Here is a 16,401-nt window from a genome sequence, read left to right on the forward strand (position 1 = left end):
TATATCAAAAATCTGGACGGGGGTGTTCATAATTTATTCATTCATGCGTTTGTCGTGGAAAAGTCAACAAAGATAACGCGGAAGCGTCCCAAATTGGGTACACTTCCGCGTTGATTGCCAGATATAAATATCTAATAAATCATCAGCTGCCGGAAAATAGTCTTAAAATCAAAAGAATTTAATCATTTCCATATCCTCTCTCTTTTAATAACATTGCACATGCTATTTTTTCTTCTCCACTTGAATGTCTATATTTTTCCATTAATTTTTGATCATCATACTTATTATTGCGATCCTTATACTTTAAGATACGCTTATTTCTTTTTTCAGCATCTTCAATTATATGTTTGCCACATGCTACAGCAACCTTACCCATACTGTTAAAAAAACTCATTTTTCATCCTCCCATATAACATTTAAAATTTTCAATTTTTATCAGTTTTACCAAGATGCCTTTATTTCTACACTATACAATTCTCTATCCTGTTTATATACTTTTTTAAGGGGGCTACCTCCTAATAACGTATCTATTCCATCTAAAAAAGTAGTCTTTTCTACATATTCGACTTTAAAAAAACAACCCGCTTTCACCACTCTAACTGAATAATTTTTAAAGCCATCATTCTTTAAATACATTTCTATTTTTTCTCTAATATATTCTGCATCTTCTTTTAACAATCGATACCAATATGTATCTTCTCTTTTACCAGCAATAAGCATATATTTACTAAGTGCTTCAGTAAAATCATCCTTAATCTTACCATCAAAATTGCAAATATAATCATTAGGTATTACTACACGTACCGACTCATTCCCATTTTTTGCTTCATATTGACAACTATTTCTGAAATCTTCATAGTAATAATTAATAGCTTCATCAAAACACTTTTTTTTAATATTTTCCTTATTCAAGCCATCTGCAAAACTCATTTTCTCTTCTCCTTATTTAATATTTCTTATATTTTTTTCTAATAATGACGTAACAGAAATAATTTTATTAAGAGTCTCTCCATCTATTCCAGATACATTATTTAACAAATTATCTCTTTCATCAACTAAAGCTGCTCCCATAGCCTTCCAATCCACAGAAAGAATATCTTCAGATAATTCCCCTCCATTCTTTTCATAATCTAAAGCAGATTGTGCTACTATTTTCACAATATTCCAATTTACTACCCGTAATGGAGTAAAATTAATTGCAATTCCAGCAAAAGTACTTGCCAGCCTTAACATTGCCGCCCACTCATCTTCAGATGTTCCTCTATAAATATCATATAAATCTATAGCATTATTAACTACCTTATCTCGTGCATCATACATTTTTTCTTCAACATGATCTAAAACACTATCCATAGCTTTTTCTACTAAAGACGCATTGGGATTAGTAATTTTTATACTAGGTCGTGTTGTATACAATTCCCTTGCATAATCAGGACCAAATATTTCTACATCTTCTTTTATTTCTTTTATTTCGTCTATCAGCTCTCTCATTGCATCAAAAAGTCCCATAATTATCTCCTTTTAAGTTATTATTGTAATTTTAAAGTTTGCGATTTACAACCCAGCGATGTGGTTGATCTCCACTTCGTCTTGGGCATTTTCCAGGTAATGGTCTTCCTGCACCTTCCTTTTTACAGCTTCTTCTTCCACAATAAGTACACATATACTCTATGGTAATTGTTTTCTTTTGCATAATCGTATTTCTCCCTTCATAAAATAATTATTTCTTTTATTATAAAACATTTTGTTTTAAAACGCAATGTTTTATTCAAAAATATGAAATAATAAAAAAGGAGGTAAACGACAATGTACGAACGCATAAGAAATCTTCGAGAAGATTATGACTTGAAACAAAAAGATTTGGCAGAATATTTGAACTGTACTCAAGTTTCTTACTCTTACTATGAAATTGGAAAACGTGATATTCCAAGCTCTGTTTTAATTCAACTAGCTAAATATTACGGATGCAGTGTTGATTATCTCCTTGGACTAACTGATACTAAAATTCCTTATCCCAGAAAAGATTTCCCTACCAACCAAGACACTTAAATAGCCATTATAAACCTTTATAACAAAAAGAGCTTTTGAAAAATAGATGATTTTCTACTTTTCAAAAGCCCTTTTTTAATAAAAACTACTCCAATATTTTCCGTATATTTTCCTGCACAAACTTCTCCAAACGCTCCAAACGCCACTCCGGGAGATTTAATTTACTATCCCTCTCAAACTGAAAATCCTTCAATTCAATCAGTGCCTTTCTGGTATCCGCAGTCAGGCAGTACTTTGCAGTCTTATAAAAATTCTCTCCAATCCGAGGGCCCTTCAGGGAAAGATACTCCTCCAGCTTTGCAAAATCCTCTTCCTCTGCATAAGGCAGTAAAGACACATTATGATCAAATAAGGGTGCCATATCTACAATTTCCTGTTTCTCATTGTCTACAATGAAACCAAAATTATTTTTATGCCGGTCCTCATTGTAGATAACCGCGTCTACAACGAACATCGTTTTTGCCTGCCCCTCCAATCCCAGACCTTTCATATTTTCAAGGACAGTTAGTACATCCGTATTTCCTGGAAATACGGCATCATAAGGTAGAAAACCATAGCTTTCATTCGTAAAACAATCACATACGGTGCAGAGCTTTCCATTATGAGTTCGTATTCCATAAGGAACAAAATGCTTTGTTATTCTACCTACTAGCTGACTGGCATAAAATTCTGAGTATGGCTCCAGTCCTGCGTTTCTTGTCCCAGAGCTTCCACGCTTTAACATCTTAATCGTATCATTTTCCCGAATCCAACACTTGGCAAAGCTACCATCCGTTCCATATTCCGGTGATGTTGTGCTTAACTGTCTGCCATGAAGTCCACCCTCAAAGGCAGTTTTTGCAATCACCTCATTAAAAGGATGCGTATATAAAGATACTTTCTTCCATTCCAGTGTACTTTCTGCCGGCTTTACCCAAAAGGTGTCAATTAAAGAAAGGGCATGAGTAATATCCAGATATCCTTCCAGTGTATCACAGCCACTTTCCTTTAGCAAAAGCTTCATGTTTTCTCTATGCTTTGGAGCACGCCTATTTGCAATAAATAATGGCAGATTTCGTATCCAAGCTGGCAGTTCCCTCATTTTTTTATCAATTACCGCATTGTCCAAATCTCCAATATGAAATTGTGCAATCTCAACATCTTTATTTAATAGTACATACCTTTTTTTCAATCTCTCCGCTCCTCTCCTGCTAAAATTCTCCCATACCGAATCAATATGTATAGTATACAGGAAAAAAAGGGATTTTACAAGGTAGTCCAATTAGCAAACTTGCACAATGGTTATGCAAAGAATTAAACTGTCTTAAAAAAGACCTGTTAAAAGGGCTGAATCTTGAAAACTCAAGGTTTAGCCCTTCCTTTATCAATATGCCAGCTTCTCCAGCTTTTTTCTATCTAAAAGTGTTACACTTCCTCTGGACACTTCCACCAGTCCTTCATCAGCAAAGTACTTTAGCATTCTGGAAACGACCTCTCTTGCAGAGCCTAAATGCCGTGCCATCATTTCCTGAGTCATCTTAAAGGTATCCTTTCCTTCAATCGCCGACTGTTCTAAAAGAAAGATAGCCAGCCGCTTGTCAAAGCTCATAAAAAGAACCTGCTCCATAACCCACATCAAATCTGACATCCGGGAAGAAAGAAGCTCATTGGTATACTCCGATACCGCCAGAGATTCCTTTTGTACCTCAGAATAAATACTGCTTGGTATCAGATACACCTGGGTATCCTTTTCTGCCTCTACAAAAATATCAAAGCTTATGTTTTTCATAATGCAGGAGGCAGAAAAAATGCAGATATCACGCTCAAAAAGGCGGTAAAGAGTAATCTCTTTTCCACCTTCTGATATGATATAGCTGCGAAGCTGCCCACCTCTTACCACAAAGAGGCCTGAACAGTCATTGGAGCCTGCATGCAGCACATCACCTTTTTTATAATTAACCTCCCGGCAAGAAGCAAGCAGCTTATTTTTCTGCTCCTTTGTTAAGCTCTTCCAGAATGGAAGCATATCCTGAAGCCTCATCTGAATTCTCCTCTTCCTTTCCGGCCCTTAACTGACAGATACACTGGGTCATGGTACCCATTGGGCAATAAGTACACCAGGAACGCGGCCGAAACAAAACCATGGTAATAATTCCAAGCAGAGTAGATGTCAGCATCATACTGTAAAATCCAAAGGCAAACTGAGCCTGCCACACCGGTGCTCCTGAATACGTCCATTCCCATGGAACCTTAAAGGTCCAAAACAGGGTAATAATTTTCTTCATACCTCTGACTCCTGAAAATACCAGCCAGGTTGTATGGAGCATATTAAAAAACATGGTCATAAAAAAGATGAAAAAGCCATAACGAAAGGCTTTACTGTACATCCACGCCGGTGTCTCTTTTCTTCTTGACAGCTTAAGCCTTGTACCAAAAAGCTCCAAAAGCTGACCTCTTCCGCAATACTTATTACAGTATACCTTATTACCACCTATAATTGCAATCCCCAGTGGTACTAAAAAGCAAATCAGTCCCAGCCAGGCAAACATTATATTAAAAAATCCCAAAAATAAATACAAAGCAGATGCTATGTACAGATAATCATTCCAATGCTTCTTTTTCTTCATGTATAACCTCCAGAGAGACTGCGGATGCCGGACAGGTTCTGGTACACAGCCCACAGCCCACACACATTTCACTTATTTGGGCATAAATCCCCTTATAAATCGTAATCGCCTGCTTGGGGCATACATTAGAGCACGCCCCACAGGCCACACATCTTTTCTTGTTTATAATAGCACGTTTTTTCATTGAAACCTCTTATTTTCCAAGCATAGCCATAATTTTGTTCTTAGACTGTACACCAACACTCTTTTCTACGATTTCACCCTTATCAAATACCAGAAGGGTTGGGATACTCATAACGCGGAACTTCGCTGCCAGCTCCTGCTGCTCATCTACATTAATCTTTCCAACCTTGTAGCTTCCATCAGACTCATCTGCAATCTCATCCACTACCGGAGACAGCATCTTACATGGCATACACCAGGATGCCCAAAAATCAATTAATACTGGTACCTCAGATTTTAAAACCTCATTTTCAAAATTCTCTAATGTTATTTCCATAGCCATTTTTCATTCCTCCTAAATACTATTTTCTCAAGTTATGTGTCTATTATAAAACGAAATGCTAACAGTTACCGTAACTAAGTCACACTCTATAACTTTTTTTACGATATAATTATGGTTTACATTTTTGAAGAAATCATTTATGATATGTATGATTAAATTATATACTAAAATTCCCATTGGGTAAATAGAAAGGAAGTAATATTATGTCACAAAATCCAGTAGTAACCATTCAGATAAAGGATGGTGGCTCCATTAAGGTTGAGCTTTATCCTGAAATCGCACCAAATACCGTAAACAACTTTATCTCTCTTGTAAAGAAGGGCTTCTATAATGGTCTTATCTTCCACCGCGTTATCAATGGCTTTATGATTCAGGGAGGCTGTCCTGATGGTAATGGTATGGGCGGCCCTGGCTATTCCATCAAGGGTGAGTTCGCGATGAACCGTTTTGAAAACAACTTAAAGCATACGGCCGGTGTTATCTCTATGGCCCGCTCCCAGATGCCAAACTCCGCAGGCTCCCAGTTCTTCATTATGCATAGGGACGCACCACATCTGGACGGTGCTTATGCCGCTTTTGGCAAGGTTATCGAGGGCATGGAGGTTGTAAATGAAATCGCTGAAACTAAGACCGATTACATGGACAGACCATCCTTTGACCAGGTAATGGAAAGCGTAACGGTAGATACCTTTGGTGTAGAATATCCGGAACCAGAAAAGATGTAAGCAAAAGAAAAACAGTCCTACCCTTCGGTAAGACTGTTTTTTAATTTAGAAATATTTCCGGTTTCCCCAGAGATTACTTTTTTTCAAATCGACATATTCATTATAAGCTTTTTCCAAAATCTGCTTTTCGTTGGAAAATTTCAAAAGATGATATGCTTCATGAAACTTATAGTAACCGGAATCTACAAAATATTCCTCACGTTGTGGTTTACTATAATAACTGTCTGCCATCATTAAATACCAGTGAACATCTTTTATTACTGCATCCAGAGGTGTATTGAAGGTATACTGGCTTTTCCCGATGTATTTGATAATTGCTGCAGACACACCGGTTTCTTCCTTTACCTCACGAAGAGCTGTCTCCTTATACTCTTCTCCTTCTTCTACCGTGCCCTTAGGTAGAACCCAGCCCTCGTACTTATTTCTGTAGTTCTTATACAGTAGCAAAATCTTCCCTCTGAAAATAACCACACCGCCACAGCTCGTTGCTTCAATCATCGCAATGCCTCCTGTTAGTGTGTTATAAAACAAAACCTGAAAATAGTATACACTGTAAAGAGACATTTTTCAACTATTTTAAGTAACTATCAAAAATTTTCCTTGCAATCGGCACGGCATACTCACTTCCTGTACCTGCCCCTTCTACAATAATGCTGACAGCAAGCTGCTTCTCCTTTGTTTTAGCATAACCAATAAACCATGAATGGGAAGCCTTTGTTGAATCAAACTCAGCAGAGCCTGTTTTACCGGCGGCAGTATAACTTCCAGTATTTAAGGCAGTAGCCGTTCCCTCTTCTACTACAGCCTCCATCATATTTTGAAGCTTCTTTGCCTCTGCTTTGGTCATTGGTTCACCAATCAGTGCCGGTTGATACTGCTTTACCACATTTCCTGTGTAGCTTTCAATCCGATCTACCATATACGGCTTCATCATTTTTCCATCATTTGCAATCCCAGCTACAATCATTACATTATGCAGAGGAGTAATCTGGGTATCTCCCTGTCCAATCATCGTCTGTGGAATCTCACTTTTGGAAGACGAACTATTTAATACAAAGCTGCTATGGTTATAAGCAAAATCTACTGGAAGCTTTTTGTTGAATAGAAAGCTCTCGCATAAGCTTTTAAAGGCCTTAACATCCAGCCCCATACCAATATTGGCAAAGGATGCATTACAGGATTTTGCAAAGGATTTCTTTAAATCCTCTTCTCCATGCTTTTTATTTCCATAGCAGTTAATCTTCACATCCTCAAAGGTATCACTTCCATCACAGGTATAGCTGTATTTTACACCACCATTTTCACGAATGTACTCAATGGCTACCAGCGTCTTAAAGGTAGATCCCGGTGGATACAGCCCCTGGGTTGCACGATTTAAAAGAGCTGAATTGTTCTCTGAATCCTCTACCAGGTATTCCCAGTTGGAAACTACTTTGTTTGGGTTATAATCTGGCTTGGATACCATGGCCAGAATCTTTCCTGTGTCTGGTTCCATGACAACAATTGCCCCTTTACGGCTTCCCAATGCCTGATAGGCCACCTTCTGTAGGGAAACATCCAGAGTTGTCACCACATTATCGCCAATATTTTTTTCTCCCTTAAGCTCCTTAAAAAAGGCTGTCAGAGGATTCTCATGGGAGGTTAAAAGCCTTATGTTCTGGGAAAGCTCAACACCTGTTTTTCCCTTATCTGCCCGTCCTACTGCATGGCAGAAAATAGCATCATAAGGATAGGAGCGGTACTCCTCTCCTTTACTATTCGTTTTGGTTTCTGCCAGCACGGTACCATCGGAAGCTTGAATTTCACCGCGGATAACACGCTCTGCCAAAAGCTCCTGCCGCTTATTATATGGATTATTTATGACATTCTGGCTGTCTATTACCATAAAATACACAAAATAACCGATAAGCCCGACAAACAGGAAAGCAAACAGATAGGCTACTATCGCTATTTCATGATTTTTATTGTTTCTATCTTTCTTCATTCCGTCTTACCTCATCCTGATTTAACACATACATCCCCTGAATAATACTGAACAAAAGAACCGTACTTAAAACAGAGCTTCCACCATAGCTTACCAGTGGCAGCGTTACGCCTGTTGATGGAATAAACTTGATTGCTCCACCAATCGTTAAAAATACTTGAAAAATATAAATAACAGATAAACCCAGGGCGGTCAGCTTATAAAAGGTCCGCCGCATTTTCATAGCAATATTAACAAACATGATAAAACAGCTTAAACATACCAGTATCATACAGACTGCAAAAATACCTCCCATTTCCTCTGATATAGCAGAAAAAATAAAATCACTTTCCCGCACTGGAATACTCATAGGAAGCCCTTTTCCAAGCCCCATGCCAAACCAGCCCCCTGTGCCGATTGCAAACAGGGAGCTTGCTACCTGGTAGCCTCCTGTATCAATATCGCTCCATGGATCAAGAAATGCCTGCACCCTTACCCGTACATGGGAAAACAGCTGATAAGCAACTACAGAAACTATAGAAAAGGCTCCTACTCCAGCCACTGTATACATAGGCTGGCTTGTCGCAGCATATAAAACACACATATAAGTTACAAAGAAAATAAAGGCTCCTCCCAGGTCTCTTTCCAGTACCAGAACAAGTACATAGGCAGCAGCAAGCACCGTAATTTTAGCAACCTCTTTAAATTCTGTGCTTTTTGCAAGAAGTGCTGCTATAAAAAATACGAAAATTATCTTAACAAATTCCGATGGCTGTAAGGTTACCGGCCCCAGCTTAATCCAGTTGGAGGCTCCATACTTTTCAATACCAACCCCTGGAATAAATACAGATAAAAGGCAGATAAGACCCAATACAGCATACAGCCACCCCAGCCTGTCAATGTAGCGGAATTTTTCAATAAGAAAAGGTACTACCAGACATATAAGCAAGCCAGCTGCCGCCATAAAGAGCTGTCGCTTTGCCAAAGCAGGTTCCAGCCTTGCCAGCATAATAAAGCTGATGGCAAGAAGCATCTGCATATTATTAAATACCAGTCTCGAAAGATTGCGGTATACAAACCGGTACACAAAAGCTGAGGTTGCAAAAAATACAACCTCCAGACCATAATAAATAAGTAGCTGTGTATCCTGGGTATTCAAAAACAATAACAGATGACAGATTAGGTGGATCAGGTACATAAGAACCTGCTGTTTTCTGTAAATCCGTTTCTGCCGTTCTTTATCCCTGCCCCGGAATACCGTAAAGCAGTAAAGGGTATAAATTGCAAATAAAATAATTATAATATATTTAGAAAGCTGAATAATCAGATTTTCCACGTTATCACCTACTTAACAAGAACTATTCAATTCCTTTACGGAAATGTCCCTTTGTTGTCTCTTTTTCTAAAATACCTTCCTGATTAAAACGAAATACATCCAGAAAAGTATTCAGAATTCTTTCTGTCTCTTCCTTCGTCTCCACCGTAAAGTCTAAGCGAAGTCTTTCAGGAGCAAGGCCTTTCACAGCATCCTTTTCCTTAAGAAGGCTTAATGGCGTACCATCATAAATAATATTATAGCAGTCTTTGCATACGTTTCTCAATAAAAGCTTCTTTCCCTTCCGGTCATACAGCTCTTTAAAGTCTTCCCGCCCCTGGCAGCCATAAACGGTATCAATCATGCACTGGGCAGTAATCATAAGGGGTACATGCCCATATACTATAAGTGTCTTCCCCTGACAGCCAGTCTTTGAAAGCTCTTTACAGTTCTGCTCCACCGAAGCAGTAAGCTCTGTGGCACCAAAGTCCTTATAGGCTGCCTCAGCCTCTTTATTCAGTACATACATACCGGAATCCAGTATTATCTTCTTATCCTCTACCCAGAAAAGCTCCTCAGCATTTCTCACTAAAAATCCTTTGCATTTTTCTGCCATAGCAAGACTTTCTGCAACCCGGTTTCGATTTTTCTCCCTTACAACGTAAGGTAGCGTAAAAATCACTTCTTTTTTTGAAAAATCTATGCCTGACTTACTACATTCCTGATATAGCCCTGCCGTCAGGTAAATCCGATCTGCCCGGGAAGCACAGACCACCTTTGCCTGCTCCTTGGTAAGCACAGAGGCATCTATTTTAAAGCCTTCTTCTTTTGAAGGCTCTCCCTCGAATTGTCTTTCTTCATCCATAATCTGTGCTTTCCTCCGCCATTTGGCAGTCAAGGCTTTCATGAGCTTAAAAAGTCCTTCTCTGCGAAGCTCCTTTAGCCTTCCTATCGGAATAAAAATATCACCCTTAATATCCAGCTTTAAATTCTCTAATGCAAAGCCGGAATCCTGCATCTGCATAATAGCCTTTTTTATCTTTTCTGCTGTCATCGGCTGGCTTTTTGCTTCCTCTGCCACATCCCCGTTGACACAAACAGTAACTAGCTCACCATTTTCACGGGTGCAGGAAAAGGTAAGCTGTATCACTTCTCCAGGAGCGGCAAAAAAATGACCCTCTATTTTTACAGGAACATCCTTTTCCATAAAATCGGTTCCGATTTTATGAAGAAGTCTTTGATTCCGGGTACGAAATACAGACATACCCTGGTAAATCCTGCTGCCAGGCAGAATATTTACCATAAGCTCCTCTCCTGCCTGTGCTCCCTCTTTTAATGTAAATTCATAGACAGAAAGCTCCTTGTTATTGCGAAACTCCAGGATATCCTGTCCATACACCTCTTTTTCTAACCGTATTATAGCATTTCGTTTTCCGGCACGGACTGTGGTTCCCACCTGCACACCACTGTGGTTCGGTCGCTTTACCGACATCATATTTTTCCCATGATACTGGCTATAATAGCCGTTGCTAAAGCCTCCACGGTTATATAAATCCATCAGGGCTGTCTTATCCTCTAAAAATTCCTGGCGATGCTTTTTTAAATATCCCTCATATTCCTCTCTTCCAAGAGCTACATACAAATCTGTATATTTTCCATACAGATATGCCGTAAAGGCAGCATATTCCGACCGTTTCATCCTGCCCTCGATTTTAAAAGAATCAATTCCCGAATCAATAAGCTCTGGTATCAGATCCAGGGTACAGATATCCTTTGGACTCATAAAATAGCCTGTTTTTCCATCAGGCAGACGATACTGCATCCTGCAAGGCTGAGCACATCGGCCCCGATTACCACTTCTTCCTCCAATCATACTGCTTAACAGGCACTGGCCGGAATAGCAGTAGCACAAGGCACCGTGAACAAAGGTCTCAATCTCTAAATCTGTTTCTCTCCGGATATCCCTAAGTTCCTCCAAAGAAAGCTCTCTTGCCGGTACAAAGCGTGTAACACCAAGACTCTTAAGACCATTAGCCCCACGGCTCCCCGTCAGACTCATCTGGGTACTTGCATGAATCGGAAGTTCTGGAAAAGCTTTGTGAATGAAAGACATAACTCCTATATCCTGTACAATTACAGCATCCAGACCATGCTCATAAAAAGGAAGGAGGTAATCGTAAAGCTGCTCCTTTAATTCCTCCTCCTTTAACAGTGTATTTACTGTAAGGTATAATTTTTTATCCCGAATATGGACAAAATCCATTGCCTTCTTTAGATTCTCTACCGATAAATTATCGGCAAAGGCTCTGGCACCAAACTGGCTGCCTCCGATATAGACGGCATCACATCCGGCATTTACAGCTGCCTGCATGCTCTCATAGGAGCCTGCCGGTGCCAATATCTCTACTTTTCTCATAATTCTCCTGTCTATCTATTATTTCTGGAATTTTTATTACTTCGTTCCTTAAGCTCCGTTTCCAGCTGTACAATTTTTTTCTGGTTTTCCACCTGTTCAAACTTTAAAGCCTGTAGTTCCTTTTGTGCAGATTCCAAACGGGACTGCATCGTAATCAGCTCATGCTTGATATCAAAAAGCTCTTCACTGTTTTTCTTATTCTCTGCTGTCAGATTCTCCACATGTGTCTTTGCCTTAAAATAGTCATCTGCAATATTCAGCTCTAAAAGCACATTCTTTGTTTCTGTATCAAGACGGCTAAAGCCTTCCTTCAGCTTGAATTCCTCATGCTTTCCATTGATATAGGCAGCTACAGATTTTAAATAGCTTTCGCTCTCATAACCGCTCATCGTATATTTTTTATTGTTAATTACAACCTCAATATCATTCATCTTTTTCATAGCCGCCAACCCTATCTCCTTCTAAATTCCGAAATGTTTATATGCTAAATCGGTAACCATGCGTCCTCTCGGTGTCCTCTGAAGCAGCCCATTCTGAATTAGATATGGTTCATAAACATCCTCTATCGTACCGGCGTCCTCACCAATCGCTGCCGCCAGAGTATCCAATCCAACCGGACCACCTGCAAACTTCTCCATCATCGTAGTCAATATCTCCCGGTCGATATTATCCAGCCCCAGCTTGTCAACCTCCAGAAGATCCAAAGCAAAATCTGCCACTTCCTTGGTGATATGACCATCATATTTTACCTGGGCAAAATCCCTGACTCGTTTTAAAAGCCGGTTAGCCAGTCTTGGTGTACCACGGGAACGCCGTGCCAGCTCCATAGCACCCTCTTTATCTATCTTTACCTTCAAAACCTGTGCAGACCGTAAAATAATCTGCGTAAGCTCCTGATTTGTATAAAACTCCAGACGATGCACCACCCCAAAACGGTCTCTTAACGGAGCCGTCAGCATACCAGCTCTTGTCGTCGCTCCTACCAGTGTAAACTTTGGAAGATCCAGACGAATGGAACGTGCTCCAGCCCCTTTTCCAATCACAATATCTATGGAAAAGTCCTCCATGGCCGGATATAATACCTCCTCCACCTGCCGGTTCAACCGGTGAATTTCATCTACAAAAAGCAAATCCCCATCCTGCAGATTATTTAAAATTGCCGCCATCTCGCCCGGCTTTTCAATTGCCGGTCCCGAGGTCACCTTTAGATTAACCTCCATCTCATTGGCAATAATCCCTGCAAGTGTTGTCTTTCCAAGCCCTGGTGGCCCATATAAAAGGACGTGATCCAAAGACTCTCCTCTTTGCTTCGCCGCTTCAATATAAACCTTCAGATTCTCCTTTGCCTTGGTCTGACCTATGTAATCACATAAAAGCTTAGGTCTTAGGCTGTTTTCTATTTTATAATCCTCATCCATCAATTCCGTTGTAATAATACGGTTTCCCATAGCCTGTCTCCTGCATCCTGTTTTTTAAATAAAAGAAATATACTTTAAGCTCTGCTTCAAAAGCTCCTCTACCGACATTCCTTCTGTAAGCTCTACCTGCCGCACTGCCTTCAGTGCATCGGTGCTGGTATAGCCAAGAGCTGTCAAAGCCTCCACCGCTTCATTTCTAATATGGTTTCCCGCTTCCCTTGCAGCGTTTTCTCCTGAACCTTTTGACAGCCTCTCTTCAAAAGCATCCGAAAGATTTAACTTATCCTTTAACTCCAGCACCAGCTTAGCAGCTGTTTTCTGTCCGATTCCCGGTGCTTTTGCAATCGTTTTTGTGTCTCCTGCCAATATAGCAAACCGCAAATCATCCGGTGTCATAGCTGACAGGATTCCTAAAGCTCCCTTTGGACCAATTCCGCTTACCGTTATTAAAAGCTTGAAAATCTCCAGGTCATCTCTGGTTAAAAAACCATACAGCTTCATCGCATCCTCCCGGACATAGAGATAGGTATGAATTTTTACCTCTTCCCCCGGTGACGGGAGCTCACTCATCACAGATAATGGTACTCCGATTTCATAACCAATGCCATTTTGCTCTACCACAATTCCATCTGAATAAGTTGTGACAAGCTCACCTTTAATATATGCTATCATGTTACCTTTTTCCTTTCAATCCTCATTTTACATCAGGGTACTGAAAAGATTCAGTACCGGCTGATAGATTTTCCATGTGTTAGGCCGTCTTTTCCATTCCTCATAGGTAACCTCATGACTAATTTCCATTGTTTTTAACAAGTCCTCTTTAATAGTCCCGATTATCGTAGCATCTGCCATCCAGACACCATTTTCATAATGCAGATAAAAGCTTCGATAATCCATGTTAATCGTTCCTACAATGCCACAGTCCTCATTAATAATAGTCTTAGCATGAATAAAGCCCGGCGTATATTCAAAAATTCGCACTCCATTTTTTAAAAGCGGACCATAGTTATAGTTAGTCAGCATTTTTACACTTTTCTTATCAGGAATATTCGGAGTAATGATTCTTACATCCACACCGCTCTTTACAGCCTCTGTCAGGGCATTTTTCATCGAATCCTCAATAACCAGATAGGGTGTCGTAATGTACACGAATTTACTGGCCGAATGTATCATCTGCTGGTAAATGCTTTCAATCGGATTCTCTGGGTTATTGGCTGGTCCATCAGAAATCACATGAGCATATACCTTAGATTCCGGAAACTTTTTCGTTGGCATATATCTTTCATAGGTAACATATTCTTTCTGACTGCATACATCCCACATCTGTAAAAAGGTTACGGTAAGCCCCCATACCGCATCTCCCTTTACTCTTACACCATTATCCTTCCAAACACCAAAGCGTTCTACAATATTAGCATATTCATCCGCCAGGTTAAAACCGCCAGTATAACCAATATTTCCGTCAATTACCATAATTTTCTGGTGACTACGGTAATTCATATACAGCTTTTCTGTATATCGGTGAATCGGGTTAAATACCCTTACCTCAAAGCCCTCTGCCTCCAGATTTTGTTTAAAATATTTTTCCGTACGAAGAGCCGCTCCAAAATCATCATATAAAAATTTAACCTCAACGCCTTCTTCTATTTTCCTTTTTAAAATGCTGTGAATCCTATCCCAGATAGCACCTTCAGCTACAATAAAAAAATTAATTAGAATAAAACGCTCTGCTTTTTCAAGATCTCTAAAAATCACCCGAAAAACATCCTCTCCCATCGGATAGTAAGAAATCTCATTATTTTTATACATCGGGAAGCCTGAGTTTATCATATAATGAGCCATACGTCCCTTATCCGGATACTTCACTTCAAACTCCTCTATAATTCCCGGCTCCTGGTTAAGATACTTAAGCCCCGGCTTCATCCTGGTAATAATCTCCCGCTCAATCTTCTTAGTAGAGCCAGGCTTTCCCCAGAGCATATACATAATATGACCCGCCACTGGCAAAAGCATAGCAATACTGACCCAAGCCAGCTTATAAGACGGACTGCGATTGTCATTAACCAGACTTAAAATAACAATAATACTCAGAAGTTCCAGAACAAAGTAAAAGTATACCGTCAGATTCCGGAGCACAAAAGGTGCCAATCCAATAAATAAAAGCTCTAAAAGCACCAGAAGCCCAACTAGAAGGACCTTTAGAAAGCCGCTTAAATAGCTCTTTACTGTACCTATCATCTCATCCTTTAGTTCGGTTCCTTTTTCAGCCAGCTCTGTTGTTTTGCCAACTAATTCGTTCTTTTTTTCCTTAAAATCGCGTTCCCATTGCTCCATCTTCTTTTCCGGCCTATTTTCTTCCATCTTCTGTCCCCTCCTTTGCTTTCTGTTTTTTCTATCAGCCTCTTTTACGTTTTCTAAGCTCTGTTATAATTGCTTCGCTTCTAGTAGATTTCATGGTAGGGAAGGCACGTAAAAGACGTTTTTCAATGATATTCCTAAGTTCTGCTCTCTTTTCATACTTCTGCATAAAACTGTGAAGCCTTGCCTCGATTTCCTCTTTTTTCTCCAAATGGTTTTCCATTCTTGCACGCATGCTTTCACCAATTGCATGAACAGAAAGACTTTCAAACCGCTCCCTGAGTTCCTCTTTTGTCTCATACAAACGAGTACCTTCCAGATACTCCATAAATTCTTCTCTGAAATTGGAAAGCTCTTCCAGCTTTTTATCCAGCTGCAAAGTATAAATAATAGTTACCGTAAGGTCTGTGCCAAACAGAAGAAAAATAAAATAACCTGCGATTTCTCCTGCCCTTCTTGGAATAGATGCAATTACAGAATTCATAAACGGCTGCAATACATCCATCATAAGCAATGACAAAAATCCCCATAGAAGGGATGCCAGTAAGCATATTCTTCCCTGAAAGTGATATTTATAATTGGAATAGTCCCACCACTTTGCATGAAACAGCTTTTCCATCACATAAGAGGTCAGATATTCCAGCACAGTAGCTACCAGCATACCAATAACAAAAATCAGCACCGGCTCATCCGGAATGCCGGATAAAAACAGATACACAGCCGTTGCTCCTGCTCCATAAATCGGTACAATGGGTCCATTTAAGAACCCCCGGTTTACCCAGGTTTTATGCTGAATGGATACTAATGTGCTTTCATAAATCCAGCCACAAAAGCTATATAAAAAGAAATTATAAACTAAAAAATAGAATTCAAAGCCAAAAAACCTGGCCTCCCACATATAGCTCACTCCAACTCTTATATTACTATTTTTATAGTCTACCATAAAATTCAAAATATGACAAATTAAGTTTTTGTAACTACAAAATATGGCATTTGACGGTTTTTGCTCCTTGTCTTATAATAGATATCAGATTTAGAGAAAGGAT

Annotated in this window: 20 protein-coding genes; 2 read left to right on the forward strand and 18 right to left on the reverse strand. The window is 39.6% G+C overall.

The window, feature by feature from the left end; all coding sequences use genetic code 11:
• Positions 1-178: 178 nt before the first annotated feature.
• From ASU35_RS06380 to ASU35_RS19680, 4 genes are read right to left on the reverse strand one after another with little or no spacing between them, the layout of a single operon-like run.
• A complete protein-coding gene (locus ASU35_RS06380; protein ID WP_058352215.1) occupies positions 179-394 on the reverse strand; it encodes a hypothetical protein in 216 nt (71 codons plus the stop codon).
• A gap of 47 nt (positions 395-441) precedes the next feature.
• On the reverse strand, positions 442-930 hold the full coding sequence (locus ASU35_RS06385; protein ID WP_058352216.1) for a hypothetical protein: 489 nt from the start codon (positions 928-930) through the stop codon (positions 442-444).
• Positions 931-942: 12 nt separating this feature from the next.
• Complete coding sequence (locus tag ASU35_RS06390; protein WP_058352217.1) at positions 943-1,509, reverse strand: hypothetical protein; 567 nt, start codon at positions 1,507-1,509, stop codon at positions 943-945.
• A 31-nt stretch (positions 1,510-1,540) separates the two neighbouring features.
• The gene (locus ASU35_RS19680; RefSeq protein ID WP_172794607.1) at positions 1,541-1,693 is read right to left on the reverse strand and encodes a hypothetical protein; all 153 of its coding nucleotides are present in this window, start codon (positions 1,691-1,693) and stop codon (positions 1,541-1,543) included.
• A gap of 113 nt (positions 1,694-1,806) precedes the next feature.
• Here ASU35_RS19680 and ASU35_RS06395 point away from each other — a divergent pair, with 113 nt between their 5' ends.
• Entirely contained in the window at positions 1,807-2,049 is a 243-nt protein-coding gene (locus ASU35_RS06395) for a helix-turn-helix domain-containing protein (RefSeq protein WP_058352218.1), read from the forward strand.
• An 85-nt stretch (positions 2,050-2,134) separates the two neighbouring features.
• Here ASU35_RS06395 and ASU35_RS06400 read toward each other — a convergent pair whose 3' ends face one another.
• From ASU35_RS06400 to trxA, 5 genes are all read right to left on the reverse strand, one after another.
• Positions 2,135-3,220, reverse strand: a complete 1,086-nt coding sequence (locus ASU35_RS06400) for a HipA domain-containing protein (RefSeq protein WP_058352219.1) — start codon at positions 3,218-3,220, stop codon at positions 2,135-2,137.
• Positions 3,221-3,412: 192 nt separating this feature from the next.
• Complete coding sequence (locus ASU35_RS06405) at positions 3,413-4,069, reverse strand: Crp/Fnr family transcriptional regulator (protein ID WP_058352220.1); 657 nt, start codon at positions 4,067-4,069, stop codon at positions 3,413-3,415.
• Entirely contained in the window at positions 4,011-4,655 is a 645-nt protein-coding gene (locus ASU35_RS06410; protein ID WP_083504166.1) for a 4Fe-4S binding protein, read from the reverse strand. The genes ASU35_RS06405 and ASU35_RS06410 overlap by 59 nt, the downstream gene beginning before the upstream one ends.
• Positions 4,630-4,839 carry a 4Fe-4S binding protein gene (locus tag ASU35_RS06415; RefSeq protein WP_058352221.1) on the reverse strand — a complete coding sequence of 70 codons (210 nt, stop codon included), beginning with the start codon at positions 4,837-4,839 and terminating at the stop codon, positions 4,630-4,632. Before ASU35_RS06415 ends, ASU35_RS06410 begins: the two co-directional genes overlap by 26 nt.
• Positions 4,840-4,848: 9 nt before the next feature.
• Positions 4,849-5,160: a thioredoxin gene (trxA, locus tag ASU35_RS06420; RefSeq protein WP_058352222.1), complete on the reverse strand. Its 312-nt coding sequence runs from the start codon at positions 5,158-5,160 to the stop codon at positions 4,849-4,851.
• Positions 5,161-5,363: 203 nt separating this feature from the next.
• Here trxA and ASU35_RS06425 point away from each other — a divergent pair, with 203 nt between their 5' ends.
• Positions 5,364-5,885: a peptidylprolyl isomerase gene (locus ASU35_RS06425; protein ID WP_058352223.1), complete on the forward strand. Its 522-nt coding sequence runs from the start codon at positions 5,364-5,366 to the stop codon at positions 5,883-5,885.
• 45 nt (positions 5,886-5,930) lie between these two features.
• Here ASU35_RS06425 and ASU35_RS06430 read toward each other — a convergent pair whose 3' ends face one another.
• The 9 genes from ASU35_RS06430 to ASU35_RS06470 all read right to left on the reverse strand — a co-directional run bounded on the left by ASU35_RS06430 (position 5,931) and on the right by ASU35_RS06470 (position 16,253).
• Positions 5,931-6,383 (reverse strand): NUDIX hydrolase, encoded by a 453-nt coding sequence (locus tag ASU35_RS06430; protein WP_058352224.1) that lies wholly within the window; start codon positions 6,381-6,383, stop codon positions 5,931-5,933.
• A gap of 73 nt (positions 6,384-6,456) precedes the next feature.
• On the reverse strand, positions 6,457-7,869 hold the full coding sequence (locus tag ASU35_RS06435; RefSeq protein ID WP_058352225.1) for a peptidoglycan D,D-transpeptidase FtsI family protein: 1,413 nt from the start codon (positions 7,867-7,869) through the stop codon (positions 6,457-6,459).
• Complete coding sequence (locus tag ASU35_RS06440) at positions 7,856-9,184, reverse strand: FtsW/RodA/SpoVE family cell cycle protein (RefSeq protein WP_058352226.1); 1,329 nt, start codon at positions 9,182-9,184, stop codon at positions 7,856-7,858. The genes ASU35_RS06435 and ASU35_RS06440 overlap by 14 nt, the downstream gene beginning before the upstream one ends.
• 22 nt (positions 9,185-9,206) lie before the next feature.
• A complete protein-coding gene (locus ASU35_RS06445) occupies positions 9,207-11,579 on the reverse strand; it encodes a peptidase U32 family protein (protein ID WP_058352227.1) in 2,373 nt (790 codons plus the stop codon).
• A gap of 11 nt (positions 11,580-11,590) precedes the next feature.
• Positions 11,591-12,019, reverse strand: coding sequence for a cell division protein ZapA (locus tag ASU35_RS06450; RefSeq protein ID WP_058352262.1), 429 nt, complete (start codon positions 12,017-12,019; stop codon positions 11,591-11,593).
• Between the two features lie 21 nt (positions 12,020-12,040).
• Positions 12,041-13,027, reverse strand: a complete 987-nt coding sequence (ruvB, locus tag ASU35_RS06455) for a Holliday junction branch migration DNA helicase RuvB (RefSeq protein ID WP_058352228.1) — start codon at positions 13,025-13,027, stop codon at positions 12,041-12,043.
• Positions 13,028-13,051: 24 nt separating this feature from the next.
• Entirely contained in the window at positions 13,052-13,669 is a 618-nt protein-coding gene (gene ruvA / locus ASU35_RS06460) for a Holliday junction branch migration protein RuvA (RefSeq protein ID WP_058352229.1), read from the reverse strand.
• A gap of 27 nt (positions 13,670-13,696) precedes the next feature.
• A complete protein-coding gene (cls, locus tag ASU35_RS06465) occupies positions 13,697-15,358 on the reverse strand; it encodes a cardiolipin synthase (RefSeq protein WP_058352230.1) in 1,662 nt (553 codons plus the stop codon).
• A 34-nt stretch (positions 15,359-15,392) separates the two neighbouring features.
• Positions 15,393-16,253 carry a putative ABC transporter permease gene (locus ASU35_RS06470; RefSeq protein WP_058352231.1) on the reverse strand — a complete coding sequence of 287 codons (861 nt, stop codon included), beginning with the start codon at positions 16,251-16,253 and terminating at the stop codon, positions 15,393-15,395.
• Between the last annotated feature and the right edge of the window lie 148 nt (positions 16,254-16,401).

It is taken from the genome of Acetivibrio ethanolgignens (assembly GCF_001461035.1).
Classification (GTDB): Bacteria; Bacillota; Clostridia; order Lachnospirales; family Lachnospiraceae; genus Velocimicrobium; species Velocimicrobium ethanolgignens.

What these genes read in the sequence shown, in the direction of transcription:
- cls (WP_058352230.1), bottom strand. Translation starts at nt 15,358, where the DNA reads ATGGAAGAAAATAGGCCGGAAAAGAAGATGGAGCAATGGGAACGCGAT.
- ASU35_RS06380 (WP_058352215.1), bottom strand. Translation starts at nt 394, where the DNA reads ATGAGTTTTTTTAACAGTATGGGTAAGGTTGCTGTAGCATGTGGCAAA.
- ruvB (WP_058352228.1), bottom strand. Translation starts at nt 13,027, where the DNA reads ATGGGAAACCGTATTATTACAACGGAATTGATGGATGAGGATTATAAA.
- trxA (WP_058352222.1), bottom strand. Translation starts at nt 5,160, where the DNA reads ATGGCTATGGAAATAACATTAGAGAATTTTGAAAATGAGGTTTTAAAA.
- ASU35_RS06395 (WP_058352218.1), top strand. Translation starts at nt 1,807, where the DNA reads ATGTACGAACGCATAAGAAATCTTCGAGAAGATTATGACTTGAAACAA.
- ASU35_RS06415 (WP_058352221.1), bottom strand. Translation starts at nt 4,839, where the DNA reads ATGAAAAAACGTGCTATTATAAACAAGAAAAGATGTGTGGCCTGTGGG.
- ASU35_RS19680 (WP_172794607.1), bottom strand. Translation starts at nt 1,693, where the DNA reads ATGCAAAAGAAAACAATTACCATAGAGTATATGTGTACTTATTGTGGA.
- ASU35_RS06390 (WP_058352217.1), bottom strand. Translation starts at nt 1,509, where the DNA reads ATGGGACTTTTTGATGCAATGAGAGAGCTGATAGACGAAATAAAAGAA.
- ASU35_RS06450 (WP_058352262.1), bottom strand. Translation starts at nt 12,019, where the DNA reads ATGAAAAAGATGAATGATATTGAGGTTGTAATTAACAATAAAAAATAT.
- ASU35_RS06470 (WP_058352231.1), bottom strand. Translation starts at nt 16,253, where the DNA reads ATGTGGGAGGCCAGGTTTTTTGGCTTTGAATTCTATTTTTTAGTTTAT.
- ruvA (WP_058352229.1), bottom strand. Translation starts at nt 13,669, where the DNA reads ATGATAGCATATATTAAAGGTGAGCTTGTCACAACTTATTCAGATGGA.
- ASU35_RS06430 (WP_058352224.1), bottom strand. Translation starts at nt 6,383, where the DNA reads ATGATTGAAGCAACGAGCTGTGGCGGTGTGGTTATTTTCAGAGGGAAG.
- ASU35_RS06385 (WP_058352216.1), bottom strand. Translation starts at nt 930, where the DNA reads ATGAGTTTTGCAGATGGCTTGAATAAGGAAAATATTAAAAAAAAGTGT.
- ASU35_RS06445 (WP_058352227.1), bottom strand. Translation starts at nt 11,579, where the DNA reads ATGAGAAAAGTAGAGATATTGGCACCGGCAGGCTCCTATGAGAGCATG.
- ASU35_RS06410 (WP_083504166.1), bottom strand. Translation starts at nt 4,655, where the DNA reads ATGAAGAAAAAGAAGCATTGGAATGATTATCTGTACATAGCATCTGCT.
- ASU35_RS06425 (WP_058352223.1), top strand. Translation starts at nt 5,364, where the DNA reads ATGTCACAAAATCCAGTAGTAACCATTCAGATAAAGGATGGTGGCTCC.
- ASU35_RS06405 (WP_058352220.1), bottom strand. Translation starts at nt 4,069, where the DNA reads ATGAGGCTTCAGGATATGCTTCCATTCTGGAAGAGCTTAACAAAGGAG.
- ASU35_RS06435 (WP_058352225.1), bottom strand. Translation starts at nt 7,869, where the DNA reads ATGAAGAAAGATAGAAACAATAAAAATCATGAAATAGCGATAGTAGCC.